This window comes from Qipengyuania polymorpha, assembly GCF_019711435.1.
In the GTDB taxonomy this organism is placed as follows: Bacteria; Pseudomonadota; Alphaproteobacteria; order Sphingomonadales; family Sphingomonadaceae; genus Qipengyuania; species Qipengyuania polymorpha.
Genome location: NZ_JAIGNK010000003.1, coordinates 46,963 through 72,747 on the forward strand (window position 1 = coordinate 46,963; position 25,785 = coordinate 72,747).

The window sequence follows — 25,785 nt, forward strand, 5'->3', positions numbered from 1 at the left end:
TTAGGTAGCGATTCGCAACCAGTTGCAAAACGAAACTTATGTTGCAGTTTTCGCAAATGGTGTTGTCAAAATTGCATCTGCCAAAAGGGTAAGACCATGATCCTCTCCAACACTCCCTCGACCAAGCTCGGCGTTTTTGGCGCAGCCATCCTCTATTCGGCTGCCACGCTCGGCGCGCTGGTCGCCCCGACCACTGCCGAAGCCAAGGGCAACGGCCCCTATTACAAGGCCGAACTGTCGCAGCCCGCTGCCGAGCGCACCGTGGTTGCCGGCGGCATCGCATGGACCTGCAGCGGCACGACCTGCGTCGCACCCAAGGGCACCTCGCGCCCGCTGCGCGTCTGCCGCGAACTTCAGCGCGACACCGCAGACGTCGTCAGCTTCACTGCCAAGGGCAAGGAACTCGACGCCGACAAGCTGGCGAAGTGCAACGGCTGATTAGCCCGAACACAGTCCCCCACCCCCTCTCCATCGGGTGGTCCTCATGGCCCCGGCGCGCCGCGTCGGGGCTTTTTTGTCAGGTCAGATGAGGCCGCGGCCCGCGAGGTCGCTTTCGAGGCTTTCGGCATCGGTAAAGTGATGCACCTGCCAGCCGCATTTCTCGGCCGAGGCGATGTTGTCGGGATTGTCGTCGATGAAGAGCATGGCCTCCGGCGCATGGCCGAAGCGGTCCGCCGAGAGCGCGAAAATCGCCGGGTCGGGCTTGGCGATGCGTTCGACGCCCGAGACGACGATATCCTTGAAACGGTCGAATATCGCATGCTGCGGGCGGAACCCGGCCCAGAATGCGGCGGCGAAATTGGTGATGGCGAAGAGCGGGACACCGCGGGTATCGAGTCGCTCGACCAGCGCATGCGTGCCGTCGACCGGCCCCGGGATGGTCTCGTTGAAGCGCGAGGCATAGGCGCGAATTTCAGCGGTGTATTCGGGGAAGAGCGCAATCCGCTCAAGCACGAGGTCGGACAATTCGCGCCCCGCATCGTGAAGGAAGTGCCATTCCTCGGTCACGACTTCGCCCAAGACCTTTTCCAGCCGCGCAGGATCGTCGGTCATCTTCTCGAACAAGAGGCGCAGGTCCCAGTGATAAAGGACCCTACCCACGTCGAACACTACGGCATCGACCGGCTGGCGTTTACCCAAGTGGAATTCCTTTTGTTGCGTACGCTGACGACATCCGTCGCCAGCTTGCGGCGGTGCCGGCCCACTCCCCCACCCGGCCACCCACGGGATAATCCTCATTGGGTGGCCGGGTGGGGGAGTGGGCTGGTGCCGCAAGGTCGGGACGGAGGTCCCGACCGCATCCGACGGAAATGCGAACGGCCCGCACTCCCATCGGGAGCCGGGCCGGTCGTTAGACTTGTCGCGGAGCTTGCCCCCGCGCAGCCGAAGCTTAGCCCTGGCGGGCCTTGAAGCGACGGTTGGTCTTGTTGATGACGTAAGTGCGGCCGCGACGACGGATCACGCGGCAATCGCGGTGACGGCTCTTGAGCGACTTGAGGCTGTTGCGGATCTTCATCGTTTCTCTCTAATCAAATAATTACGCGCCGGAGATAGGCTCCGACGCGCCGAATTCAAGCGCGCCCGTTAACGGCGCGGGTGATTCTGGTCAAGCATTTCCCCGAATTTCGGACAGTTTGCGCTCCCATTGCAGCGCATGTGTGATGATTTCGCCCAGATCATCGTGTTTCGGCTGCCACGGGACGGTGGCGCGGATGCGGCTGGGGTCGGAGATGAGTTCGGCCGGGTCGCCCGCACGGCGCGGCTCCATGCGGCGCTCGATTTTCGTGTTGGTCACGCGGTCTACAGCATCGAGAACTTCTAGAACCGAGAAGCCCTTGCCATAGCCGCAATTCATGGTGAGCGAGCGCTCGGGCTGCTCGATGAGCGCGCCCAGAGCCAGAACATGCGCATTCGCTAGGTCGCTCACATGGATATAGTCGCGCACACCGGTACCGTCGGGCGTCTCGTAATCGGTCCCGAACACCGACACGCCGTCGCGCTTGCCGGTGGCGGCTTCGCAGGCGACCTTGATGAGGTGCGTTGCGCCTGCGGTCGACTGGCCGCTTCTCGCCTGCGGGTCGGCGCCCGCCACGTTGAAATATCGCAGCGCGCAGAAGTTGAAGCCATGCGCAGCGCTCGCATCGGCGAGCATCTGCTCGGTCATCAGCTTCGACCAGCCGTAGGGATTGATGGGGCTCTTGGGCGAATCTTCCGAAATCGGCGAGCTTTCGGGAATGCCATAGGTCGCCGCGGTGCTGGAGAAGATGAAGTGATCGACACCGCCCTCCACCGCTGCCTCGATCAGCGCGCGGCTCTTCACCGTGTTGTTCTCGTAATAGGCGAGCGGCTGCTCGACCGATTCGGGCACGATGATGGAGCCTGCGAAATGCATGATGGCCTTCGTCCCCTGCTCGGCAAAGATGCGCGCGAGCAGTTCCGCATCGGCAATATCGCCCTTGTAGAGCGGAACGCCTTCGGGAATCGCGAATTCGAAGCCGGTCGACAGATTGTCGATGACCGCCACCGGCCAGCCTGCGTCCTTCAGCGCCAGCACTGCGTGGCTGCCGATATATCCTGCGCCCCCGGTGACCAGCACCGGCACTTTCGTCGTTTCGCTCATGGGACGCGCACCTAGCATACGATTTGGTAAGGGCAATCGCCTAGAGGCCTCGCGCATGAGGCCGTTCTGGCCGCAGGAAATTCAGCCCTTGCCTATCGCACTGCCAGCGCCCATTCGGGCCGGCACGCCTTGGGCTAGAGGAAAGAGAAGAGGTTTTACGTGAGCGATATCCGCATTGACTCCGCCTTCGACAGCGGCAACATCGAAGTCCTGTCGGTCGACGGCGCAACCGCGCGTCTTGCCATCCCGCTCGATACCAGCAGCGAATTCAAGCAGTGGTTTCACTTCCGCGTCGCCGGCGCGAAGGGCCGCGAACTGGTGCTGAAAATTACCCAGCTTTCCGACAGCGCCTATCCCGACGGCTGGCCCGATTACGACGCCTGCGTTTCGGAAGACCGCGATTACTGGGGCCGCGCTGCGTCGAGCTATCACAAGGACGAGGAAGGCGGCACGCTCACCATCCGTTACACGCCCGCCAGCGACATCGCCTGGTTCGCCTATTTCGCGCCCTATTCGATGGAGCGTCACCACGACCTCGTATCCGAGGCCGCGGCGTCCGAAGGCGTCGACCACGTTTCGCTCGGCAACACGCTCGACGGCCAGCCGATCGATTGCCTCGAAATGGGCGAAGGCAGCTTCAACGTGTGGCTCTATGCCCGCCAGCACCCCGGCGAAACGCAGGCCGAATGGTGGATGGAAGGCGCGCTCGAAGTGCTTACCGACCCCGCCGACAGCGTGGGCCGCAAGCTGCGGAAGAACTGCCGCCTGCACATCGTGCCCAATTGCAACCCCGACGGCTCGAAGCGCGGGAACCTGCGCGTCAACGCTGCTGGCGCCAATCTCAACCGCGAGTGGGAAAACCCCAGCGCCGAGCGCAGCCCCGAAGTTCTCGCCATCCGCAACCACATGGACAAGACCGGCGTCGATTTCGCCATGGACGTCCACGGCGACGAGGCCATTCCGGTGAGCTTCCTGGCAGGCTTCGAAGGCATTCCCTCGTGGAGTGACGAGCAGGGCGAGCGCTATTACAGCTACGAGCGCATCCTCGACCGCCGCACGCCCGACTTCCAGACCGAGCAGGGCTACACCAAGGCGGCGCCGGGCAAGGCCAATCTCTCGATGAGCACCAACCAGGTTGCCGAGCGTTTCGGTGCGACTGCGATGACGCTGGAGATGCCCTACAAGGACAACAAGGCCGATCCCGAGCCCGAACAGGGCTGGTCGCCCGAGCGCTGCAAGATGCTCGCGCGCGACTGTCTCGCATCGCTGGTCGAGTGGATGGAGGCGCAGGAGGCGTAAGTATTACTCCTTCGCGCACCATACTTGGCCAAATGCTATTTGCCGGTGTCGCCCAAGCGCAACATTCGGCCCGAATTAGCGATAGCAGTTTGCATTGACGCTATGAATTGTTGCGCCAGCGATTATCGCTAAAGCGCACTTTTGAAACTCAAGGGGTCTATTCATGAAGAAATTTGTTGTTTTGGCTGCAGCAGCCGCTGCACTCGTTCCCAGCGCCGCGCTTGCACAGGACGGTGAAGCTGGCGGCTTCAAGGTCGCTGCGGTTGGTGGCCTCGATGTCATCAATCTCGAAGACGAAACCGACAGCGAGAGCGAGAGCGGCCTCCTCTACGGCCTGACTGCCGGCTACGATGCTGTTTCGGGCAAGGCCCTCATCGGCCTCGAACTCGAAGCCACCGGCACGACCATCAGCGAAGATCTCGGCGATGCAGGCCTCGATCTCTATGGCGGCGTGCGTCTCGGCTACATCATCGACGAAGACAGCATCCTCTACGTCAAGGGCGGCTACACCAACGTCGATGTCGACTATGTCGACAACCTCGAAGGCTTCCGCGCGGGTCTTGGCTACGAACAGAACTTCGGCGGAATGTTCGGTCGCCTCGAATATCGCTATTCGAACTACAACATCAGCGACGTGATTGCTTCGGACCTCAACGGCAACCGCCACCAAGTCGTCGCTGCTGTCGGCGTCGCTTTCTAAGCGAGGCGTCAGCCAAAAAACAAAGGGGCGCCGCAGCATGCTTCGGCGCCCCTTTTGCGTACTTTTGGGACCCTCAGGCCTCGGCGGTGCCCGCCATCAGCTTCTGCGCGACGCTTTCGGGCGTACCCGTCACCAGCAGTGGCTGGCTACCGACCATGCCGACCAGTGTCTGCCCGTTTTCACCCACGCGCAGGTAGGCCACGTTATCGGCAACGACCATGTAGTTTCCTCCGCGCGATTCAAGCAGGACGAACCTCATATCGCAATCTCCGGACGCACTATGCGCCACGAAAATTGCCTAACCGGAAATGGTGAAGGAAGGGTTAGTCGAGGCTTGCGGGGCCGAAGGCGTCGGGCAGCAATTCGCTCAATTTGACGCGCCGGGTCTCATCCGGGCCGACGCACAGGATGAGCGGGTCGGTGCCGCCGAGCTGCGCCAGTTCGTTGAGCACCTGGCGGCAGCGGCCGCACGGCGTGATGGGCGCATCGCCCGGACCCGTGACCGCGACTGCCTCGAGCCCGCCGCGCACGCCGTCGGCCATGGCTTTCGAAACCGCCACCGTCTCGGCGCAGAGCGCAAGGCCATAGCTCGCATTCTCGATATTCGTGCCCGTCACCACGCTGCCATCGGCAAAGCGCAGCGCGCTGCCCACGGCGAAGTTCGAATAGGGCGAATAGGAGTTCTCGGCAGCCTGCCTCGCGGCGGCGATGAGGTCTTCGTCGGTCATGGGAAATTGTCCTAGGGGCGCACGACCAGCCAGCGCAAGGGCTCTTGCGCGGCTTCGCTGGCGTAGGCGGAATTGGCGGTCCAGACGGTCCAGGGACGGCCGCCGTAATCTGGCTCGGTCTGGTCACCATCGAGCCAGAGCGCGCGCTCGAGGCGCCGCGCCGGGCGGTAGCGGTCTTCGAATGTCTCGTTGGGTGCGAGGACGACCGGGCTTTCGGTATGCGCCTCGACCTGGTTGACCAGCGTCAGCAATTCGCTCTGCACCGCAGCATCGGAGACGCGCTCGAAACATTCGTCGGTGGTGCGGGTAAGGCGGATGGCGGCAGGCAGGAGGTCGGCGTCGCGCGGGACGATGGTGACGTAATTGGCCGATTGCCCGTCGGCGGTCTCGCACGGGTCGAACAGGTGGACCGCGCCGACCTGCAGGCCCGCTTCGCGCGCGGCGGCGAGGTTGCGCGAGAAATTCGCATCCTTCCCGCGCGCGCCGCGGCTCGCTTCGAGATAGACGAAGTTCGCGCCCAGCCCCTTGAGCACCTCGAAGTCGACCGCGCCATCGCGCTCGCCCACCAGCGCGCCCTGGTCGGGATAGGTCGCCTCGTCGGGCCGCCAGCCGCGCTGTTCGTGCTGGAGGTAGAGCCAGCCGCCCGCGCCGACGACGGCCAGCAGCAGGAGCAATTTCAGGACGAGGCCCGTCCGGCCCTTTTTCTTGCGCCGCGCCACCCCCTCAGCCCTTGATGTGGAGCACGCAAATCAGCGTGAAGAGGCGGCGCGCGGTGGCGAAATCGGTCTCGACCTTGCCCTCCAGCCGCTCGAGCAGCAGTTCGGCGGCGCGGTTGTGGACGCCCCTGCGGGCCATGTCGATGGTCTCGATTTCGCCCGGCGTCGCCTTGCGGATGGCCTGGTAATAGCTGTCGCAAATGGCGAAATATTCGCGGATCGGCCGGCGGAAGCGCGCAAGGCCCAGCAGCAATTCCTCGACCAGTTCGTCGCTCGAATCGTTGATTGTCATCAGCAGGCGGCCATCGCGCACGGCCAGCCGCAGGTGATAGGGGCCGCTCGCCCCGCGCTCGGCTGCGCGGACCGGCAGAAACGTATTTTCCTCGATCAGGTCGAAGATGGCGATGCGCCGTTCCTGCTCGATATCGGCATTGCGCCAGATGATCGTCTCCTCATCGAGGTCGATCTTCGCAATGCGCTGGTCGCCGGCAGGGTTGGTTGAATCGCTCATCGTCCGATGCTGCTTTCGCAACTGCGGTCAAGCGGGGCAAGTTCCAACTTAGGCCAATCCATCCACAGGGCTGTCCTCATTGCGCAAATGTCACGCGGTTCAATCGCCAGCCGATTTCCTGCATGGTGCCCTCATGGCCGACACCGATCTCCTCTTCCCCGCCAACGATTCGACTCCAGCGAAAGAACCGCAGGGCACCAGCCTGCCCAGCAATGTCGAGGCCGAGGCCGCGTTTCTTGGCGCGGTGCTGATCGACAACCAGGTGGTGGGCGAACTCAACACGCCGCTGCAGCCGCACCATTTCTACGAGCCGGTACACGAGCGCATTTACGAGCGCGTGCTGAAGCTGATCGACCGCAATTCGGTCGCCACGCCGGTGACGCTCAAACCCTATTTCGAGAGCGACGAGGCATTGAAGCAGCTCGGCGGCGTGACCTATCTCGCGCAGCTCACTGCCGACGGGCAGGGCCTGCTCGCCACCGGCAAGCTGGCCGAGCAGATTTACGACCTCGCCCTGCTGCGCGAGCTGGTCCATGTCGGCCGCAACCTCGTGGAGGGCGCGCTAGATACGTCCGACGAAGTCGCGCCGATGGACCGCATCAGCCAGGCCGAGGCCGACCTTTACAAGGTCGCCGAGGGTGCGACGACGGGCAACGAAGCGCAGGATTTCCGCACCGCTGCGCTCGGCGCGCTGAAGATGGTCGAAGCCGCCATCAATTCGGGCGGCAAGTTTTCCGGCAAGACGACGGGCCTCGAGACGGTCAACGACAAGACTTCGGGCCTGCACAATTCCGACCTTATCATCCTCGCCGGGCGCCCCGGTATGGGCAAGACCTCGCTCGCCACCAACATCGCCTTCAACGCCGCGCGGCGCCTGATGGACGACAAGAAGCTGGGCGTGGAGGGAAGCGAAAGCCCGGGTGCGGCCACCGCCTTCTTCAGCCTCGAAATGAGCGCCGACCAGCTCGCCACGCGTATCCTTGCCGAGACCGCCGAGATTTCCTCGGAAAAGCTGCGTTCGGGCCGCCTCAGCAAGGAAGAATTCCAGCGCCTTTCCTTCGCCAGCCAGGAACTGAACGAGCTGCCGCTCTATATCGATGACACGCCCGGCCTCACCATCGGCGCGCTGCGCACGCGTGCGCGCCGTTTGAAGCGTCGCCACGATATCGGGCTGGTCATCGTCGATTACCTCCAGCTGCTGCAGGGCTCGGGACGTGCCAACGACAACCGCGTGAACGAAATCTCGGAAATCAGCCGCGGGTTGAAGACGCTGGCGAAGGAGCTGCATGTCCCGGTCATCGCCCTCTCGCAGCTCAGCCGTGCGGTGGAGCAGCGCGAGGACAAGCGCCCGCAGCTTTCGGACCTGCGCGAATCGGGCTCGATCGAGCAGGACGCCGACATGGTCTGGTTCATTTTCCGCGGCGAGTATTACCACAATGCGCTCAAGCCCGACACGCCGGACGAGACCAGCAGCGAGGACGTGCGCCAGAAATATGCCGACTGGGAAGCGCGCCACCTCGAGCTGGTCAACCGCGCCACGCTGATCGTCGCCAAGCAGCGTCACGGTTCGACCGGTAACGTCCCGCTCCTGTTCCAGAGCGAGTTCACCAAGTTCAGCTCGCCCGAAATGCGCGGCGGCTATGACGAGGATTACGAATAGGGGTCTAAAACCCCAGGTTCGTGCGCCGCGCCACGGTGTAATCGATCACCGAGACCAGCACCCAGCCGAGCGACCAGCGGATGCGGTTCCACAGCGTCGCGCGCTGCTTGTGTTTTTCGAGCGTGATGTGTTCCGACGCCTCGATATGGTGGGTCACGAAATCGCGCATCGTCTCGGCCAGCGCCTTGTCCTCGATCCGCAGCATGATCTCGAGATTGAGGTAGAGGCTGCGCATGTCGAAATTGGCGCTGCCCATGTAAACCGCATCGTCCAGTACCAGCAGCTTGGTGTGCAGCTTGCAGGGTGTGAATTCCCAGATCTTCGCGCCGCGCTTGAGCAGGTAGTTGTAGAGCGAGCGCGTGGCCCCGATGGTGGCACCATTGTCGCTCTTGGCCGCCATCAGCAGCCGCGTCTGGCCCTTCTTCGCCACCCGCGCGATGCGTTTGAGCAGCGTGTAGGGCGGCGAGAAATAGGCCATGAAGATATCGAGCTTCTCGCCTTCCTTCAGGTCCTGCGTAACGCAGCGTGCCCAGGTCGAAAGCCCGCTCGTGGGCCCGCCCACCAGCCAGCACGCATGGCCTTCATGCGAGCTCCACGACCAGTCTCTCACCGTTTTCTTGATGGCAGTGAAATGCGCGTGGTCATCGTCGGTCCAGTCGCGCAGCCGGGCGAACCAGTCTGTCAGTCCCTGGACGGCGTCACCCTCGATATGGATGCCGATATCGTTCCAGCCGTTGCGCTCGGGCGGGGCGAAATAATCGTCCTCGATATTGAAGCCACCGAACATGGCCTGCTGATTGTCGGCGATCACCATCTTCTGGTGGTTGCGAATGAGGTAGCGCATCGACCAGCGCGGGCTGAAACAAAGGTACTTGCCGCCCGCGTCCACCAGCGGGGCGAGGAATTCATCGCTCGCCGACGCGCCGAAGCGGTCGATAATCAGCGTGACCGCGACCCCGCGCGACGCCGCATCGCACAAGGCATCGCGCAGCTCGGTCGAGACTTCGTCCTCGGCGAAGATGTAGAAGCAGATGTCGAGGGTCTTTTCCGCCTCGCGCACCAGCTTCATCAGCGCTTCGCGCCGGTCCTTGCCCGCGGGATAGAAGGTGAGCGACTGCCCCTGCGCCTCGATCGCAAAAGGCGGCGGATCGCGATAAGGCGCTGCGGGCGCGTCTGTGGCTGGCTCTCCCATGCAGCTTTCCCCTTAGGCGGCAGTTGCCGGGGGCGCAAATCCTTGACTATTTCGCCCTGCAACCCTATTTGCGCCGCTCTTTCCGAGATTCTCGAACTTATTACACCGGAGTGCCCATGGCGCGCGTTACCGTCGAAGATTGCGTAGACAAGATTCCCAACCGTTTCGATCTCGTCCTGCTGGCTGCCCAGCGGGCACGCGAAATTTCGGGCGGTGCGGAAATCACGCTGGATCGTGACCGTGACAAGAACCCGGTCGTCGCCCTGCGCGAAATCGCCGAGCAGACGGTCAAGCCCAAGGACCTCAAGGAAGCCGCCGTCACCAATTTGCAGAAAATTCTGCCGGACGACGACGACGAGATGGACGAAATCGGTTCGCTCAGCCAGTCGGCAGAAGCCCTGCGCATCACCGCATCGGCTCCGACCCGCTCGACCTCGATTGGTGCCGACTACGAAGGCTGAGCCTTTCGCATTGGCGAGACATTGAAGACCCGCCCCTCACCGGGCGGGTTTTTCATTTGTGGCCGAGTTATTTGCGAAACGGCAGCAGCAGGCTCCAGCCCAGCTTGTGCGGGCGGGTATCCTGATATTCGCCGAGGCCGATGGTGAGCCTGCCTTCCGCTTCCCTCGTGTAGGTCCCGAAAAGCCGGTCCCAACCCGAAAGCAGTGTCCCGTAATTGCTGTCCGTATCCTGGCGGATGGCGGAGTGGTGGATGCGGTGCATCGACGGCGTGACCAGCAGCGCGCGAACGGGCCTTTCCAGCGCGCGCGGCAGGGCGAAGTTTGCGTGCGTGAACAGCGTGGCGAGGTTGAACACCAGCTCGAACAGGAACACGCCGAGCACCGGCAGGCCGAGCGCAACCACTACCGCCATCTTGTAGCCCATGCTCAGCACGATCTCGAAGGGGTGGAAACGCGCCGCCGTGGTCACGTCGAAGCCAGGGTCCGAATGGTGCACCTTGTGCAGCCGCCAGAGCAGCGGGACGCGATGCGTCGCCCAATGCTGGAAATACAGCGCGAGGTCGAGCGCGAGGATGGCGAGCAGGATGCCCGCCCATGCAGGAAGCGCAAACTGGTTGAGCAGCCCCCACCCCTTTTCGGCCGCCAGCGCCGCAGCGCCCACCATCAGCAAGGGGACAAGCAACCTCACGGCCAGCGTATCAATAGCAAAGAGCGCAAGGTTCGTGACCCAGCGTCCGCCCCTTGGAGCGGTCGTCGCCGGGCGCGCAAGTTCGATGACGGCGAACAGCGCAAACACCGCCGCCATGGCACCGAGTGCCAGCCATTCGGCTTGGGGTGAGACACTGTTCATCGTTCCACACTTGCAACCCGCGGCGCGCATCGCAAGCCGGATTACACGCGGTTTGCCTCGCGTCGTCTTGCGCTTATAGGTTCACACGAAGGACACGGGGGGTTTTCCAAGTGAGCGATATCGGTGACGCATTCGGCACAGCAGCAGAGGGCGCATTGCTGTCCAAGGCTGTCGCGGATGAAAAGGGCAAACCGCTGGTGAAGGGGCACTTTGCCGAAGGAGCCTGCCTCAACTGCGGGACCGAATTGATCGGCAGCCATTGCCACTCCTGCGGCCAGAAGGTGCACCTCCACCGCACCATCGGCGCCTTCATGCACGATTTGCTCCACGGCGCGCTGCACTTCGAGGGCCGTATCTGGCACACGCTGCCGAAATTGTTTTTCAAGCCCGGCGAACTCACCCGGCGCTATATCGATGGCGAGCGCGCGCGGTTCGTGTCGCCAATGGCACTGTTCCTGTTCTGCATTTTCCTCATGTTTGCTGTTTTCCAGTTCGCCGGGGTCAGCGCTCCCACCGATATTCGCGGCGACAGCACCGAGGAGCTGGCGCAACTGGCGACCACCGAACTCGAACGGGTCGAGGCGCAACTGGTCGAGGTCGAGAGCGAACTCGCAGCCCCCGGGACGAGCGCGCAGGAGCGCGAGGATCTCGAACGGCGGCGCAAGGAACTATCGGACCAGGTCGCCGGAATTCGCGAGGCACGAAAGCACGTGCCCTTCCTGCGGAATGACAGCGAACCGCGCCAACTCGAAACCGATGAGGATGGCAACACGATCGTGCCGCTCACCAATAGCGACGGGGCGACAATGAAGATGAAGGCGTCCGGCATCGAATGGATCGATGGCGGGCTGGAAAAGTGGCGAAAAAACCCGGGGCTGATGCTCTACAAGCTGCAAACGAATTTCTACAAATTCAGCTGGCTGTTGATCCCGCTCTCGATACCCTTCGTCTGGCTGCTTTTTGCCTGGAAGCGAAGGTTCAGGGCCTACGATCACGCAATCTTCATCACCTACTCGATCTCGTTCATGACGTTGCTCATTCTATCCGTTACACTGATGGCATTAGTCGGAGTGGCCGGAGCGGTATGGGGCAGCATGCTCGCCTTCCTCCCGCCGATCCACATGTACAAGCAACTGCGCCAAACCTACGGCCTGTCACGCATTTCCGCCTTCTGGCGGCTTTGCGTGTTGATGGTTTTCATCGTCATCGTGCTGCTGCTGTTCCTGCAGCTCTTGCTGCTGATCGGCGTTTTCTGAACTAGTCGGCAGGATTTTCCTGGTCGCTGTTGAGGTCCTGACCGGTAATCGGAGCGGGGCCGGGCGTTTCCTTGTCGCCTTCCTCGATTTCGCGCTCGAGATTGGCAGCCCCTTCGCTCACCGCGCCGGCGGCTTTCTTCGCGCCGTCCTCGATTGCTTCGCCGACGACTGCCGCATTGGCCTCGATATCATCGCCGGCAAGCTCGGCAGTGCGGGCGGCATCGTCCTGCGTTTCCTGCGAGCAGGCGGCGAGCGTGGCGGCAGCGGCGGTGGCGATAAGCAGGCGTTTCATGGGCAATTCCTCGTGCATTCGTGAGCCGCAGGCGCGGCGGTTTCCCATGACAAACGCAAGAAGGGCGCCGGAGGTTTCCCACCGGCGCCCTTCGTGATGTCTTGGCTCTTGCGAGTTACGCCCCGGCAGGAGCCTCGTCAGGGCCGCCGAACTTCTTGCCTGCCTTGGGAACCGTGGTCCCGCCCGGCTTGCGCACGGCGACCGGGCCCTTCGGCTCGTCGGGACGGTCGATCTTGCCGTCCTTCATCAGCTGGTCGATCTCGTCGCCGGTCAGCGTTTCGTATTCGAGCATGGCCTGGGCCAGCAGATGGAGCTTGTCCTCCTGTTCGGTCAGCACTTCGGTGGCGCGCTTCAGGCCGTCTTCGACGAGGCGCTTGATTTCCTCGTCGATGAGCTTGTTCGTCTCCGCGCCCGACATGGTGCGCGCGGTCTGGCCCATGCCGAGATAGCCTTCCTGGCTCTGCTCGTACTGGAGCGGCCCGAGCTTGTCGCTCATCCCCCACTTGGTGACCATGTTGCGGGCAAGGTCGGTGGCGTACTGGATGTCGCCCGATGCCCCGCTCGAGACCTTGTCATGGCCGAAGATGATTTCTTCCGCCACGCGGCCGCCCATGGCAACCGCGAGGTTCGCGTGCATCTTGTCGCGGTGATACGAGTAGTTGTCCCGCTCGGGCAGGCGCATCACCATGCCCAGCGCGCGGCCGCGCGGGATGATGGTGGCCTTGTGGATCGGGTCTGATGCCGGTTCATTGAGGCTGACCAGCGCATGGCCTGCCTCGTGATAGGCGGTCATCTTCTTCTCGTCCTCGGTCATGACCATGGAGCGGCGCTCGGCGCCCATCATGACCTTGTCCTTCGCGTCCTCGAATTCCTGCATCGCGACGAGGCGCTTGTTGCGGCGCGCAGCCAGCAAGGCGGCTTCGTTGCACAGGTTGGCAAGGTCGGCGCCCGAGAAACCCGGCGTACCGCGCGCGATGGTGCGCGGGTTCACATCGGGTGCGAGCGGCAGCTTGCGCATGTGGACAGCGAGGATCTTCTCGCGCCCGTCGATATCGGGGACCGGCACCACGACCTGGCGGTCGAAACGGCCCGGACGCAGCAGTGCAGGGTCGAGCACGTCGGGACGGTTGGTCGCCGCGATGATGATGATGCCTTCGTTGGCCTCGAAACCGTCCATCTCGACCAGCAGCTGGTTCAGCGTCTGCTCGCGCTCGTCGTTCGAGTTGCCGAGACCATGGCCACGGCTGCGACCGACCGCGTCGATTTCGTCGATGAAGAGGATGCAGGGCGCGTTCTTCTTTGCTTGTTCGAACATGTCGCGCACGCGGCTGGCGCCGACGCCGACGAACATTTCGACGAAGTCCGAACCCGAGATGGTGAAGAAGGGAACACCCGCTTCGCCTGCAATCGCGCGGGCGAGCAGCGTCTTACCCGTACCGGGCGAGCCGACCAGCAGAGCGCCCTTGGGGATCTGGCCGCCGAGCTTGGAGAAGCGGCTCGGGTCCTTGAGAAACTCGACGATTTCCTCCAGTTCCTCGCGCGCTTCGTCGATGCCGGCGACATCGTCGAAGGTCACGCGGCCCTGGCGTTCGGTGAGCAGCTTGGCCTTCGACTTGCCGAAGCCCATAGCGCCGCCTGCGCCGCCGCCCTTCTGGACCTGGCGCAGCGCAAAAATCGCGATGCCGAGGATGAGCAGGAACGGCAGGAAGTTCATCAGCGCGTAGATCAGCAGCCCGCCATTGTCCGGCTCCTTGCCGACGTAAGAAACACCATTATCGTCGAGCAGGCGAGTCAGGGTGGGATCGTCCTTCACGCGCACGGTCGAGAACGCCTTGCCGTCCTTGTCGACGCCGGTGATGGTTTCCTCGGACAGTTCGACCGACTTGATTTCGCCGGCAGCCACCTGCTGCTTGAACTCGGAATAGCCCATGGCTTCGCCCGCAGGCTGGCCGCCACCGAGCAGCGACACGACCAGCAGCAGGCCGAGAAACACGCCGCCCCAGACCATGAGGCTCTTGATCCACGGGTTGGGTCCGCCGCCTTCGGGTTCACCGTTCGAATTGTCGTTCTGGTCGCGCATTGCTGTGGGCAATCCTTTCCTTGAACTGCAAATGTAGGAGCGCGGGGGTGAATGGCAAGTTTAGCGGCTGCCGATTTCTCGCTTATTTCCGCTCACACTCATCGACCGCATAGGCCTTGCAGAAGACCTCGACCGCGCCTTCGATGCGCTGGCGGTCGCGCACAGGGTCGCGCGGGTGGCCGAAACGGCGCTCCAGATCGCCCATGCCCTTGCACATGCTGGCGAACTGTTCGACCGCGAGGTCGACGTCGTCGATGTCGACTTCGCCCGCCTCGTTCATCGCCCGCATCAACCCCGCAAAGGCCGCCTTCATCCGGTGCGGACCGGCGGCGAGGAAGGCCGCGCCGATTTCGGGCTCATGCTCGGTCTCGGCCGCGATGCGGCGTTCGAACTGGACCATTTCGGGACGCGAGAGGAAGCTGACCATGGCCTCGCCAATAGCGATGAGGCGGTCGCGCAATGACCCGCGCATGTCGGGTGTGACCGCGAACTGGTCGCGCATCTTCTCGCATTCGCACTCAACGGCTGCCGCGAACAAACCGCGCTTGTCGCCGAAGTGGTTGTAGACCGTCACCTTGGACACGCCTGCATCGGCGGCGACCTGCTCGATGGAGGTTGCAGCAAAGCCATGGTCAAAGAACGCGCGCGAGGCCGCGGCAATCATTGCCTCGCGCTTGGCGGTATCCGCCGGCCGGCCTGCCTTTTTAGCTTCGCTTGACAAAGTGAACGGTCCCGTTCAGTTAAACGCTACCGTTCACTAATGGACGAGTCGCAAAAGCAAAGCAAGCGGAGCCGATGACAGCGCCATGATCTGGATTGCCATCCGCATGCTCACAGGCGACCCGCAGAAGTTCTTCGGGCTAGTTTTTGGAATCGCCTTTTCCACCCTGCTCATCACCCAGCAGCTGACGATTTTCGTGAACCTGCTCGAGCGCGGGGCGAGCGGGGTCTACAACGTTTCCAGCGCCGATGTCTGGGTGATGGACCCGGTCAGCCGCACCACCGATGTCGCCTACGCCATGCCCTCGACCGCGCTCGACAAGGTGCGCGGTGTGCCCGGCGTGGAATGGGCCGTGCCGCATATTCGCGCGAACGCATCGGTCCGCACCAAGGATGGCGACCTCGAAGGCGTGGCAGTCATCGGGGTGGACGACGCGACGCTTATCGGCCTGCCCAAGAACATGGTTGAAGGTTCGGTCGACGTGCTTTCGCAGCCCGACAGCGTCATCATCGACGATGTCGGCACCACGCGCATGTTCCCCGATGCCTCCCCCATCGGCGAGAGGCTGGAGCTGAACGACCAGCGCGCGGTCATTCGCGGGATTGCCGATGCCATCCCAAGCTTCACCAGCACAGTGGTGCTCTATACCAAATACTCCAACGCGCTGAATTTCGTCCCCGGCACGCGCAATCGCCTGTCCTTCGTGCTGGTGGGCAAGGCGGACGGGCTGACCTCGCAGGAACTGGTCGACCGTATCGAAGCCGAAACCGGCCTGCGCGCCCGCACCCGCGAACAGTTCGCCCGCGACGGGGTCGATTTCATCATCGAAAACACCGGCATCCCGCTCAATTTCGGGATTACCGTTGCGCTCGGCTTCATCGTCGGCGTGGCCATCGTGGGCCTGACCTTCAGCCTTTTCATCCGCGACAACATCAAGCAATTCGGCGCGCTCAAGGCCATCGGCGTAACCAACGGGACGATCCGCAGGATGGTTGCTGCGCAAGCCGGACTGGTGGGCCTCATCGGCTACGGGCTCGGCGTGCTGGGAACGGTCGGCTTCATTTATGCCTTTTCAGCCAACCCGACCTTCAAGGGCTTTTACATCCCCTGGCAGATCCCGCTTATCAGCCTCGTCGCGGTCACGCTCATCCTTGCGCTGACCGGCTGGCTGGCGCTGCGCAACGTGCTCAAGACCGAGCCGGCATCGGTGTTCCGGTGAGCGGTCCTGCCATCTCCACCCGCGGCGTTACGCGTGATTTCAAGGCGGGCCAGCAGACCATCACGGTCCTGCACGGCATCGACCTCGACGTGAAAGCGGGCGAGCTCACCTTCCTCGTCGGCGAGAGCGGATCGGGCAAGACGACGCTCATTTCCATCATGTGCGGCATCCTCTGGCCGACGCTGGGGGAGGTCGAGGTGTTCGGGACCGACATCTACGATTTGTCCGACGATGACCTCGTCGAGTTCCGGCTCCAGAACATCGGTTTCATCTTCCAGCAGTACAATCTCATCCCCTCGATCGATGCCGCCAGCAACGCCGCCGTGCCGCTGATTGCGCAAGGGATGGACCGGCACGAGGCGCGCAAGAGAGCCGTCGCCATGCTGGAAAAGCTCAATATCGGCGATCAGGCGGGCAAGCTGCCGAACCAGCTTTCGGGCGGTCAGCAGCAGCGTGTCGCCATCGCCCGCGCGCTGGTGCACGAACCGCGCCTCGTGGTCTGCGACGAGCCGACCGCCGCGCTCGACGCCGCTTCGGGCCGCCGCGTGATGGACCTGCTGCGCGAAGTGGCGGTCGCCGAGGACCGCGCCTGCATCATCGTCACCCACGACAACCGCATTTTCGACATGGCCGACCGCATCCTCGTGCTCGAGGACGGGAAGGTCACCCATGACGGCAAACACATGCCGGAGGACCATTGATGGCTTTCGATATCCGCAACCTTAGCTTCACTCGCCAGATCCTTCCGGTCATCGCCGTGCTGGGGCTCGTGATAGCCGCTTTCTTCATCCTCTCCGGCCAGCCCGACCGCGAACTGTCCGAGCCGGACCGCGAACCGCCGCGTGCCCCCGAAGCGCTCGCCAACGCCGCGCGCGTGGCAGGCTCCGGCGTGGTCGAGCCGTCGAGCGAAGTGGTGCAGGTGGGCTCGGCGCTGTCGGGTCTGGTCACGGGCCTCTTCGTCGAACCGGGCGACCGCGTGAGCGAAGGCCAGACGCTCTTCACCGTCGATGCCCGGCAGGCCCGCGCCCAGCTGCGCGAAGCCGAGGCCGCCGTGCGCGAGGCGCAGGCCGCCATCGCCGAAGCCCGCAGCGCGCAGGCGACTGCCAGCAGCCAGCTCGCGCTCTATCGCAATGTCTCCGACCCCGCTGCCGTCAGCCGCAGCGAAGTCATTCGTGCAGAGGGCGAGGCGAGCGCCGCCGCCGAGCGCCTTCGGCTCGCGCGTGCCCGCTATGAGGCGGCACAGGCGCGAGCCGCATCGGCGCGCACCGAGATAGGCCGCCTGACCATCACCGCGCCGATTGCGGGCGAAATCCTCGCCGTGAACATCCGCAAGGGAGAATATGTCAGCACCATGGGCGGCGGCGGTGCACAGCCCTTCATCGAAATGGGCCAGACCCAGCCGATGCATGTGCGCATCGATATCGACGAGGAACAGGCCCCGCGCCTTGCCCTGGGCGAGCCGGCCACGGTCTCCCCGCGCGGTGCGGCAGGCCAGCAGGTACAGGCGACATTCGTCCGCGCCGAGCCGCGTGTCGTCCCCAAGCGCTCGCTCACCAATTCGGCGGCCGAGCGCGTCGATGTGCGCGTCCTGCAGCTGATTTATGAACTGCCTGCCAGCGCGACGGGCGACGGCGGCATTTTCCGTGTCGGGCAGCAGGTCGATGCCTATATCCCGGCGAAGAAGGGCCAGTGATGCGCCACAGCCTCCTCCTCGCAAGCACGCTGGCGCTGGCAGCCTGCGCGGGCGGTCCGCCGCCCGAAGTCGCGACGCCCACGCCAGTGCTGCCTCCCACCTTCTATTACGCGCCCGATGCCGCGGGCGAGACGGCGCTCACCGGGCTCCTGCCTGCCGAAGACCCCGGCTTCGACGCTCTCGCTTCGCAGGCGCTGGCAAATTCTCCGACGCTGGCCGAGGTGCTTGCCCGTATCGACCAGGCCCGCGCCGGTGCAAACCGCGCAGGGGCCGAGCGGCTGCCCAACATCGGCGCGAACGCCTCGGTGACCGGCCAGCGCACCAATCCGAACCAGTTCGGCGCCTCGCTGCCTACCGGCGTGGAGTTCGACACCGAACGGGTGAGTTATGCCGCCAATCTCACCGCACGCTGGGACCCCGACATCTTCGGGCGCTTGCGTGCCCAGGAACGCGCCGCCATCGCCCGTGTCGATGCGGCGGACGCGAATTCGCGCGCGGTGCGCAACGCCCTGCTCGCCGAAATCGCCGCCAGCGTCATCGACTGGCGCACGCTCGAAGCGCGGCAGGCGGCTATCGAGGAAGACATCGCCGCCGCCGAAGAACTGGCACGTCTTGCCGGCGTGCGCGAGGAGGCGGGCATTGCCCCCGGCTTCGACCGCGTTCGGGCGACAAGCGCCGCCAATGCCTCGCGCAGCCGCCTTGCTGCGCTCGAAAGCGAGCGCGCGCGGCTCACCGGCAGGCTGGTCACGCTGACCGCGCAAGGGGCGGCGCAGGTGCGAGCAGCGCTCGCGTTAGACCCGCCAGCGCCTGCCCTGCCAGCGCCGCCTGCAGCCCTGCCCTCGGCGCTGCTGGCGAACCGTCCCGACGTACTCGCCGCTGCGGCGACACTGGCCGCCGAGGATGCCGAGCTTGCTGCCACCGCGCGCCGCCGCTTCCCCACATTCGACCTCTCCGCTGTCATCGGCCTGCTCGCCTTCAGCCCCGCCGACCTGTTCGACGAGGACAGCATCGTCGGCTCGCTCGCCGCATCGGTGGCTGGACCCCTGCTCGATTTCGGGCGCGTCGAGGCGGAGATTGACGGCGCTGCTGCCGAAAAGCAGGCCGCGTTCCAGTCCTATCGCGGCGCGGTCTACACCGCACTTGGCGATGCGGAAGCGGCCTATGGACTCGTCGCCGCCGCCGACCGCGAACTCGCTGCAGCTGCAGCCGAAGCTGCCAGCCTCCGCCGTGCCGCCAGCTTAGCCGAGACCCGCCAGAAGGCCGGCCTCGCCGACTTCCTCACCGTGCTCGAAGCCCGCCGCGCTGCCGATGCGAGCGGCGAGCGGGCGGCGGCAGCGCTCGGCCGTGCGAGACGCGCGCGCGTGCTGCTGTGGCAGGCGCTCGGAGGCGAGCCTCAGCCGACGACGCGGTCGATGAGCCAGTAAGCCCCGGTAATGCCGATGGCGTAGGAGGCGAAGTGCACCACGCGCGGCTCGAGGACCGGACGCAGCCTGCGCACCGCTTCAAGCAGCAGCATGACGAGGGCGATGACGAGCAATTGCCCCGCCTCCACGCCGAGATTGAAGCTCACCAGCGCGGCGGGCACCTCGCCCTCAGGCAGCCCGATTTCGCGCAAGGCTCCTGCAAAGCCGAAACCGTGGAGCAGGCCGAACGCAAAGGCGACGAGCCAAGGCAGGCGGCGCGTCAGCGTCTCGCGTGTTCCCCTCGCCACCTCGACCGCGAGGAAAACGATGGAGAGCGCAATCAGCGCCTCGACCGGACGCTGCGGCAATCCGGCAAAGCCTAGTGTCACTGCGGCCAGCGTCAGCGAATGGGCGACCGTGAAAGCCGTCGCAGCCTTCACCACCGCCCAGCCGCGACACACGAGCAGGACGAGCGCGATGACGAAGAGAAGGTGGTCCCAGCCCGTCAGGATGTGGTCGAGACCGATGACGAAATAGCTGCGCCACACCTGCAGCGAAGAAGGGCGCGCTTCGATGGTGGCGAAAGGCGCATCCGGGGTCAGGCGGTGGACCTGCACGGGCCGGTCGCGCGGGCCGATACGCAGGATGGCCTCGCCCTGCCCGGGGAAGGCGGGCCAGCCGATTTGCGGGTTGGCCGTATGACCGTTGCAGATGACATCGGCATGGCCGGTCACCGCCGCGCGCGCCCGCTCGCGCGACACCTCTCCCATCTCACAATTAGCCGGAATTTGCGGCGTGCCGAGCACCTCGCCGCGTGCGCCAGAGAGCGGCTGTTTCCAATCGAGCGACCAGTGGCCGTCCTCGCCTTGCGTGAACTGGATGGAGACGGGCCGGAGTTCATCGGCCAGCGCCGGAGCCGCGCCCAGTAGCAGGTAAAGCGCAGCCAGCAGGCGAATCATTCGACCTCGACGGTGTAGGCTTCGCGCAAGACCTCGAAAGCTGCCTCGCGCCGTGCTGCGATGGTCCGGCTGCGCCAGTCACGCTCGACCTTCTCGCGCAGGTCTTCGAACGGCGGGATTTCTCCATCGTCGCGACTAGAGACCCGCACGAGGTGCCAGCCATAGCCCGATTCCACCGGTCCTTGCCATTCGGGAGAGGCCTCCAATCGCGACAGTCCTTCGGCGAATTCGCTTCCGAAAAGTTGGCCCACTTCCTTGTCCGACATGCCCGAGACATTTCGCGGGAGGCTGATGGGTTGGCCACGCGGTCGGTCTTCACCTCTCGCAGCCAGCGCAGCATCACGGGTCGGGAAATAGGCCTGCTCGAAAACGTAGATGCCACCGCTCTCGTAACCGGAGGCGTTCTCGCGATACCACGCCCGCAGCTCCTCTTCGGAGGGTTGCACCAATTCCGCCTGCGCGCTGGCGAGCTCGTCCATCTTGGTTGCCAGCCGCCGCTTGACCACCGGGTCGCCTTCGTCGAGGCCGAGCCGCAGCGCTTCGCGGTAAAGCACCTCCTCGCGCACCCATTGCGCCACGCGCGCGTCGAGTTCCGCATCGGTCGGTGCGCGGCCCATGGTGCGCTCGAATGCCAGCGCGAGGCCTGCCTGCTGCTCGCGGCTGAGGCTGATGGTGCGCGCTTCGGGGTCGACCTCACCGCCGGTCAGCGACAAGACGCCCCAAATGGCAGCGCCAGCAATCAGGAAATGCGCGAGCGGGTCGCGCAGCCATTCGCGCATCATCCCTCGCTCATGATGGGCGGCGCATCGCCGGGCGTCTTGCGCGGCTTGGGTTCGGGGCGCAGCCATACGGGCGAGGAATAGGCGCGTTCCTGGATGACATTCGCCTCGACGACGTTCGCGGGCAGCTTCAACCCGAAGCGCTTGGCATCGAACAGCACCCAGCTCGGCGTCGGGATCTCGATGACGCGCACATAGTAGAAAGCGCGCTGGCCGCGGCGGTAATCGGGGTCGGTCCAGGTCGCGCGCAGTTCGGGCGCACCGATGGAGTTCTCGTAGGTCGCTTCGAGCCGGTCGACCGTATCGCCCACTGGCGGAACGGGCGAGTCCGACGCGCCGTCCATTTCCCGCGCGCTCCATGCGACGTCATAGACCTTCTCCTGCGCCGTGCCGCTGGCGTCGACCCAGCCCTTGACCACCTGCACGCGGTCGAGATTGGCGCCTTCAGGGTACTTCAGTGCAGAAATGAGGAAAGTCGGCGCGCGGCCCGTGTCCTGCAATTCGCCGCCCATCGGCACGCCGCGCGTATAGCCGGCGCGCACCCAGTCGCCGTCCCAGTCGTCCCCGACGAAATCATGCCCAGCGAACAGGCGCAGCACCATTCGCGGCCCCGTCGTCGCATAGACCTCGCGCCGCATGAAGGCGTCGAAGATTTCCGCGCGCGTGTTCCCCCGCGCCCAAGCGGCCGCATAGCCTCCCGCGAGATAGTGCCAGCCGAAACGCCCCTGCCGCGTGCCGAGGTTCTGCGGGCGCATGGCACGGTCCGCCTTGGGCTCGTTCCCGGTGTGCTTGCCGAAGAAATTGTCCTCGTCTCCCGTGGCAAGCGCGGTGTGGCTGTCGGTCGAACCGATGAGGCCGAAGGCGTAGGGGTTCACTCCCAGCTGCTCCTCCAGCGTCAGCCCGCGCAGCAGCGCCGAGCGGACATAGCTGCCCGCGAACATATCTGGCGTGCTGCGCGCGGTGAGCGGCAGATTGCCGAGGTCCCAGCCCGCCACGCCGAAGCCTGCGAACTCGTCATTGGGAGAGAGGAAGGGATGCGTCTCGCTGTCGCCCTTGATCTGCGTCGCCTCGACCACCGGCTCGCGCGCGGCGCGGCGTCGGGCATATTGCGCGCTCATCGCCCCGCCATCGGGGCCGGTCAGCTCGAACATCATGCCGTTCGAAAGGTTGGAATTATGCGGGATGGCGAGCACCTGCCCGCCCGTCGCCTCCTCATAGGCGTCCATGTAATCCCACAGCCCGGTGACATCGCCATCGAGACCGGGATAGGGCAGCACCTCGCGCGTTCTTGCGCTGCCGTCCCTGAACATGACCACGCGGTGGAGATTATTGCCGCCCGGCATCAGCGTCCATTCGAAGCCCGCAAAGGCGGTGAAGGTGCCCGGCTCGTTATAGCGATCGAGAATGTCGAGATGGCGGTCCCACAGCTCGCGGGTCGCCCGCGCCTGGTTTTCCGGATCGCGCAGCGCTTCGGGAATTTCATCATTCGCCGCTGCGGTGATGAGCTCACCAACGGCGCGGGCCGATTGGTCGGGGCTCTCGTGCATCATGTCGTACCAGCGGCGCAGGACCGGATCGCGCACCATCATGCGCGGCGCATCATAGAGGCGGCGGGTGGCACCCATCGCGTCCGAATGGTCGGCGATGACGAGGAAATCGAGCGGGCGGTCGAGCTGCGCGCTCATCCCGGTGGTGGCGGTAACTTCCTCCCCGCGCGCGAATTGCAGCGCGGCTTCGGGGCCAAGCCGCACGCCGAAACCGAAGGCATCGACCGAGATATCCGTATGGAGATGCGTGTCGCCCCAATAGGGCCGGTCGGGGAATTCGGCGAGTTCGACCGTGTCGCTGCCGTCGCCGCGCTGGGCCGCGCTCGGCTCGCCGCCTGCACCGCCGCTGTTGCAGCCTGCCAGCGCGAGAGCCGCGGCCAAGGTCGATGTGAAAGTAATGATGCGCATCGGCTCTCCCCAACCGTCGTCGAGAGACTGTGCGCCTACCCGAGGGCTCCGGTCAAGGGTGCGACTAGTTCATCGGCTGGGGAGTGACGAAGGGCACGCCTTCGAGCGAGCCTTCGGCTTCGTCCCCGCTATAGGTCATGGCAAGATAGCCCGCCCCGCCCACCGCCGCCATGGCGAGCAGGAGGGCGATGAGCATCATTACCCCGTCGCGCACGGTCAGCGCCAGCCCGATGGCCGCAATGGCGAGCATGGGGGCACTGCTGGCGAAGGGCAGGAATTCGAGCGGCGGGACCATGCAGCACAGGAGGATGACCACTACCGCGGCCACCTTGGTCCAGATGCCTTCCGTCAGGCCTTCGAGCCTGCCGTGGCTATGCTCGTCCAGCCAATGGGCGATGCCGCGCAGCTTCTTCAGCCCCTTGTGCAGCTTATTCGACGCGACCGCGCGGTCCTGGATGAAACCGGGCAGCCAGATGTGCTCCTTGCCGAGCAACAGCTGCACCGCGACGATGGCGATGATAAGCGCGAGGAAGGTCGGCACGCCGGGGATTCCGCCGACGGGCGTTATCTCCAGCAGCGCAGGCAGCATGATGAAGGGACCGAAGCTGCGCCCGCCAAAATCGTCGAGCGCATCTCCGATACAGACCTTGTCCTGACCGGCTGCAAGCTCGTCCAGATCGCCGAGCACTTCCTCGACGCTTTCCGGCTCGTGCCCTTCGGTTGCCTTGTTCAATCCGCTTCCCCTTCGCCCCGTAACGCATGAACGGGGCAAAGGGGTGCAAGCGGCGGAAAATCAGCCGCTTTTCTTCAGCAGTGCCGAGCGTTCGCAGCGGCAGACGACTTCGCCGCGCTGGTTCACCGCTTCGTGGAGGAAGGTCACGATGCCGGTGTCCGGGCGCGACTTGCTCTCGCGAAGGCCAATCACTTCGCTCGTCGCATGCAGCGTATCGCCGATGAAGACGGGCTTGGGCATGACCAGCTTGTCGTAACCGAGGTTCGCCACCAGCGTCCCGAGCGTGGTGTCTCCCACCGACAGCCCCACCATCAGCGAGAAGGTATAGGTCCCGTTGACGAGGATTTGCCCGAATTCGCTTTCCTTCGCCGCTTCCACATCGAGGTGGAGCGGCTGCGGGTTGTGGGTCATCACGGTGAAGAAGAGGTTGTCCGCTTCGGTCACCGTGCGCCGGATTTCATGCGTCAGTCTGTCGCCGACCTGCCATTCGTCGAAGTGCCGGCCCGCCATTACGCGTCGTATCCCATGACGGCCTTGACCTCGAGGAAGTCGTGGAAGCCCCACTCGCCCCATTCGCGGCCGTTGCCCGATTTCTTGTAGCCGCCGAAGGCCGCGTTCATGTCGTAGCCGCCGTTAATGGCGACACGCCCTGCACGGATGCGCTTGGCGAGTTTCTTCGCGGTTTCGACATCCTCGCCCATGATGTGGCTGGCGAGGCCGTATTCGGTGTCGTTCGAAATGCGGATGGCGTCGTCGTAATCGTCATAGCCGATCATCGCGAGGACCGGCCCGAAGATTTCCTCGCGCGCGATGGTCATGTCGTTGGTGACATCGGCGAAGACTGTCGGCTTGACGTAGTGGCCGGTTTCGAGCCCCTCGGGCTTGCCGGGGCCGCCTGCGACCAGCGTCGCGCCTTCGTCGATACCCTTCTGGATGAGGCCCTGGATCTTGTCCCACTGTGCCTTCGAAACGACGGGACCGATGGTGGCATTGCCCTTCGGGTCGCCGGGGATGACGCCCTCGGCTGCTTCCTTCGCCGCGGCCTTGGCTTCTTCCATGCGCTTGTTCGGAACCAGCATGCGGCTGGGCGCAGTGCAGGTCTGCCCCGAATTGCCCATCATGGCGGTGGTCCCGCGCATGACCGACTTCGTAAAGGCGCTGTCGTCGAGGATGATGTTGGGGCTCTTGCCGCCCAATTCCTGCGCCACGCGCTTGACCGTATCGGCAGCGTTCTTGGCGATCATCACGCCGGCGCGGGTCGAGCCGGTAAAGCTGATCATGTCGATGTCGGGATGGCCGCTCATGGCTTCGCCCACGCCCGGACCGTCACCGTTGACGAGGTTGAAGACGCCCGCAGGCACACCCGCTGCGTCCATGATCTCGGCGAAGATATAGGCGTCGAAGGGCGCGATCTCGGAAGGCTTCAGAATCATCGTATTGCCGGTCGCCAGCGCGGGGAAGACCTTGCAGGCAATCTGGTTGAGCGGCCAGTTCCAGGGCGTAATCATGCCGACCACGCCGATCGGCTCCCACACGTGGAGCGTCGGGCCGTCCTGGCGTTCGAACTCGAACTTCTCGAGCACTTCGATGGCGGTCTGGCAGTGGCCTGCGAGAAGCCCTGTGTGCGGACCATTGGCGAGGCTCATCGGTGCGCCCATTTCCTCCGACACGGCGAGCGCGAGGTCATCCTTGCGGTTGGCGATTTCGGCCTGGATGGCGCGCAGCAGCGTGAGGCGCTCTTCCTTCGACGTCTGGCTGAAGCTCTCGAAAGCGCGGCGCGCGGCGGCCACCGCCTTGTCGACATCGGCCTTGGTGCCGAAGCTGATGTGGCCGATGGTCTCTTCGGTGGCGGGGTTCTCGACCGGCTGCGTATTCTCGGTGACCGGGTCGACCCACTGGCCGTCGATGTAGAACTTGGTGCAATCGCGCATGGGAATTTCTCTCCTTATGCGCGGCTC

28 protein-coding genes are annotated in these 25,785 nt (G+C 64.4%); 10 read left to right on the forward strand and 18 right to left on the reverse strand.

Annotation, left to right across the window (positions count from 1 at the left end):
• The first annotated feature begins 96 nt into the window (after window positions 1-96).
• Complete coding sequence (locus K3152_RS08965) at window positions 97-438, forward strand: DUF8200 family protein (RefSeq protein ID WP_221573792.1); 342 nt, start codon at window positions 97-99, stop codon at window positions 436-438.
• A gap of 84 nt (window positions 439-522) precedes the next feature.
• Here K3152_RS08965 and K3152_RS08970 read toward each other — a convergent pair whose 3' ends face one another.
• From K3152_RS08970 to galE, 3 genes are all read right to left on the reverse strand, one after another.
• Window positions 523-1,140 (reverse strand): HAD family hydrolase, encoded by a 618-nt coding sequence (locus K3152_RS08970; RefSeq protein ID WP_247713330.1) that lies wholly within the window; start codon window positions 1,138-1,140, stop codon window positions 523-525.
• A 250-nt stretch (window positions 1,141-1,390) separates the two neighbouring features.
• Window positions 1,391-1,516 (reverse strand): type B 50S ribosomal protein L36, encoded by a 126-nt coding sequence (gene ykgO / locus K3152_RS08975; protein WP_006833921.1) that lies wholly within the window; start codon window positions 1,514-1,516, stop codon window positions 1,391-1,393.
• A gap of 90 nt (window positions 1,517-1,606) precedes the next feature.
• Complete coding sequence (galE, locus tag K3152_RS08980) at window positions 1,607-2,620, reverse strand: UDP-glucose 4-epimerase GalE (protein ID WP_221573794.1); 1,014 nt, start codon at window positions 2,618-2,620, stop codon at window positions 1,607-1,609.
• 159 nt (window positions 2,621-2,779) lie between these two features.
• On the opposite strand from galE, the gene K3152_RS08985 reads away from it, so the two are divergent.
• Both K3152_RS08985 and K3152_RS08990 read left to right on the forward strand, forming a co-directional pair.
• Window positions 2,780-3,919 (forward strand): M14 family metallopeptidase, encoded by a 1,140-nt coding sequence (locus K3152_RS08985; RefSeq protein ID WP_221573795.1) that lies wholly within the window; start codon window positions 2,780-2,782, stop codon window positions 3,917-3,919.
• Window positions 3,920-4,082: 163 nt separating this feature from the next.
• Window positions 4,083-4,619: an outer membrane protein gene (locus K3152_RS08990; protein WP_221573796.1), complete on the forward strand. Its 537-nt coding sequence runs from the start codon at window positions 4,083-4,085 to the stop codon at window positions 4,617-4,619.
• Window positions 4,620-4,692: 73 nt separating this feature from the next.
• Here K3152_RS08990 and K3152_RS08995 read toward each other — a convergent pair whose 3' ends face one another.
• The 4 genes from K3152_RS08995 to K3152_RS09010 form a co-directional block, all read right to left on the reverse strand.
• A complete protein-coding gene (locus K3152_RS08995) occupies window positions 4,693-4,878 on the reverse strand; it encodes a hypothetical protein (RefSeq protein ID WP_221573797.1) in 186 nt (61 codons plus the stop codon).
• A 64-nt stretch (window positions 4,879-4,942) separates the two neighbouring features.
• On the reverse strand, window positions 4,943-5,347 hold the full coding sequence (locus tag K3152_RS09000) for a cytidine deaminase (RefSeq protein ID WP_221573798.1): 405 nt from the start codon (window positions 5,345-5,347) through the stop codon (window positions 4,943-4,945).
• An 11-nt stretch (window positions 5,348-5,358) separates the two neighbouring features.
• Complete coding sequence (locus K3152_RS09005) at window positions 5,359-6,066, reverse strand: glycoside hydrolase family 25 protein (RefSeq protein WP_221573799.1); 708 nt, start codon at window positions 6,064-6,066, stop codon at window positions 5,359-5,361.
• Between the two features lie 4 nt (window positions 6,067-6,070).
• Window positions 6,071-6,574, reverse strand: a complete 504-nt coding sequence (locus tag K3152_RS09010) for a UPF0262 family protein (RefSeq protein WP_221573800.1) — start codon at window positions 6,572-6,574, stop codon at window positions 6,071-6,073.
• A 133-nt stretch (window positions 6,575-6,707) separates the two neighbouring features.
• Between K3152_RS09010 and K3152_RS09015 the strand changes: the two genes are divergently transcribed.
• Entirely contained in the window at window positions 6,708-8,234 is a 1,527-nt protein-coding gene (locus K3152_RS09015; RefSeq protein WP_221573801.1) for a replicative DNA helicase, read from the forward strand.
• Window positions 8,235-8,238: 4 nt separating this feature from the next.
• On the opposite strand, the gene K3152_RS09020 is transcribed toward K3152_RS09015, so the two are convergent.
• A complete protein-coding gene (locus K3152_RS09020; protein ID WP_221573802.1) occupies window positions 8,239-9,426 on the reverse strand; it encodes a phospholipase D-like domain-containing protein in 1,188 nt (395 codons plus the stop codon).
• Between the two features lie 116 nt (window positions 9,427-9,542).
• Here K3152_RS09020 and rpoZ point away from each other — a divergent pair, with 116 nt between their 5' ends.
• The gene (gene rpoZ, locus K3152_RS09025; RefSeq protein ID WP_221573803.1) at window positions 9,543-9,887 is read left to right on the forward strand and encodes a DNA-directed RNA polymerase subunit omega; all 345 of its coding nucleotides are present in this window, start codon (window positions 9,543-9,545) and stop codon (window positions 9,885-9,887) included.
• A gap of 67 nt (window positions 9,888-9,954) precedes the next feature.
• On the opposite strand, the gene K3152_RS09030 is transcribed toward rpoZ, so the two are convergent.
• Complete coding sequence (locus tag K3152_RS09030; protein WP_221573804.1) at window positions 9,955-10,737, reverse strand: sterol desaturase family protein; 783 nt, start codon at window positions 10,735-10,737, stop codon at window positions 9,955-9,957.
• Between the two features lie 110 nt (window positions 10,738-10,847).
• On the opposite strand from K3152_RS09030, the gene K3152_RS09035 reads away from it, so the two are divergent.
• Window positions 10,848-11,993 (forward strand): DUF3667 domain-containing protein, encoded by a 1,146-nt coding sequence (locus tag K3152_RS09035; protein WP_221573805.1) that lies wholly within the window; start codon window positions 10,848-10,850, stop codon window positions 11,991-11,993.
• A gap of 1 nt (window position 11,994) precedes the next feature.
• On the opposite strand, the gene K3152_RS09040 is transcribed toward K3152_RS09035, so the two are convergent.
• The 3 genes from K3152_RS09040 to K3152_RS09050 form a co-directional block, all read right to left on the reverse strand.
• The gene (locus K3152_RS09040; protein WP_221573806.1) at window positions 11,995-12,285 is read right to left on the reverse strand and encodes a hypothetical protein; all 291 of its coding nucleotides are present in this window, start codon (window positions 12,283-12,285) and stop codon (window positions 11,995-11,997) included.
• Window positions 12,286-12,400: 115 nt separating this feature from the next.
• On the reverse strand, window positions 12,401-14,365 hold the full coding sequence (gene ftsH, locus K3152_RS09045) for an ATP-dependent zinc metalloprotease FtsH (protein WP_221573807.1): 1,965 nt from the start codon (window positions 14,363-14,365) through the stop codon (window positions 12,401-12,403).
• 82 nt (window positions 14,366-14,447) lie between these two features.
• Complete coding sequence (locus K3152_RS09050; RefSeq protein ID WP_247713331.1) at window positions 14,448-15,029, reverse strand: TetR/AcrR family transcriptional regulator; 582 nt, start codon at window positions 15,027-15,029, stop codon at window positions 14,448-14,450.
• 142 nt (window positions 15,030-15,171) lie between these two features.
• Between K3152_RS09050 and K3152_RS09055 the strand changes: the two genes are divergently transcribed.
• The 4 genes from K3152_RS09055 to K3152_RS09070 are packed head-to-tail and all read left to right on the forward strand — an operon-like array spanning window position 15,172 to window position 19,422.
• On the forward strand, window positions 15,172-16,305 hold the full coding sequence (locus K3152_RS09055) for an ABC transporter permease (protein WP_221573809.1): 1,134 nt from the start codon (window positions 15,172-15,174) through the stop codon (window positions 16,303-16,305).
• Window positions 16,302-17,006 (forward strand): ABC transporter ATP-binding protein, encoded by a 705-nt coding sequence (locus tag K3152_RS09060; RefSeq protein ID WP_221573810.1) that lies wholly within the window; start codon window positions 16,302-16,304, stop codon window positions 17,004-17,006. Before K3152_RS09055 ends, K3152_RS09060 begins: the two co-directional genes overlap by 4 nt.
• Window positions 17,006-17,998 (forward strand): efflux RND transporter periplasmic adaptor subunit, encoded by a 993-nt coding sequence (locus tag K3152_RS09065; RefSeq protein ID WP_221573811.1) that lies wholly within the window; start codon window positions 17,006-17,008, stop codon window positions 17,996-17,998. Before K3152_RS09060 ends, K3152_RS09065 begins: the two co-directional genes overlap by 1 nt.
• On the forward strand, window positions 17,998-19,422 hold the full coding sequence (locus K3152_RS09070) for an efflux transporter outer membrane subunit (RefSeq protein WP_221573812.1): 1,425 nt from the start codon (window positions 17,998-18,000) through the stop codon (window positions 19,420-19,422). The genes K3152_RS09065 and K3152_RS09070 overlap by 1 nt, the downstream gene beginning before the upstream one ends.
• Here the strand turns inward: K3152_RS09070 and K3152_RS09075 are convergent.
• The 6 genes from K3152_RS09075 to K3152_RS09100 all read right to left on the reverse strand — a co-directional run bounded on the left by K3152_RS09075 (window position 19,392) and on the right by K3152_RS09100 (window position 25,758).
• Window positions 19,392-20,360, reverse strand: coding sequence for a HupE/UreJ family protein (locus K3152_RS09075; protein ID WP_221573813.1), 969 nt, complete (start codon window positions 20,358-20,360; stop codon window positions 19,392-19,394). The genes K3152_RS09070 and K3152_RS09075 overlap by 31 nt on opposite strands.
• Window positions 20,357-21,142 carry a peptidyl-prolyl cis-trans isomerase gene (locus tag K3152_RS09080; RefSeq protein ID WP_221573814.1) on the reverse strand — a complete coding sequence of 262 codons (786 nt, stop codon included), beginning with the start codon at window positions 21,140-21,142 and terminating at the stop codon, window positions 20,357-20,359. The genes K3152_RS09075 and K3152_RS09080 overlap by 4 nt, the downstream gene beginning before the upstream one ends.
• Window positions 21,139-23,094: a DUF3604 domain-containing protein gene (locus tag K3152_RS09085; protein WP_221573815.1), complete on the reverse strand. Its 1,956-nt coding sequence runs from the start codon at window positions 23,092-23,094 to the stop codon at window positions 21,139-21,141. The genes K3152_RS09080 and K3152_RS09085 overlap by 4 nt, the downstream gene beginning before the upstream one ends.
• 64 nt (window positions 23,095-23,158) lie before the next feature.
• Entirely contained in the window at window positions 23,159-23,827 is a 669-nt protein-coding gene (locus tag K3152_RS09090) for an exopolysaccharide biosynthesis protein (protein ID WP_221573816.1), read from the reverse strand.
• A gap of 60 nt (window positions 23,828-23,887) precedes the next feature.
• Window positions 23,888-24,337, reverse strand: coding sequence for a MaoC family dehydratase (locus K3152_RS09095; protein ID WP_221573817.1), 450 nt, complete (start codon window positions 24,335-24,337; stop codon window positions 23,888-23,890).
• Window positions 24,337-25,758, reverse strand: coding sequence for an aldehyde dehydrogenase family protein (locus tag K3152_RS09100; protein ID WP_221573818.1), 1,422 nt, complete (start codon window positions 25,756-25,758; stop codon window positions 24,337-24,339). Before K3152_RS09100 ends, K3152_RS09095 begins: the two co-directional genes overlap by 1 nt.
• Window positions 25,759-25,785 lie beyond the last annotated feature (27 nt).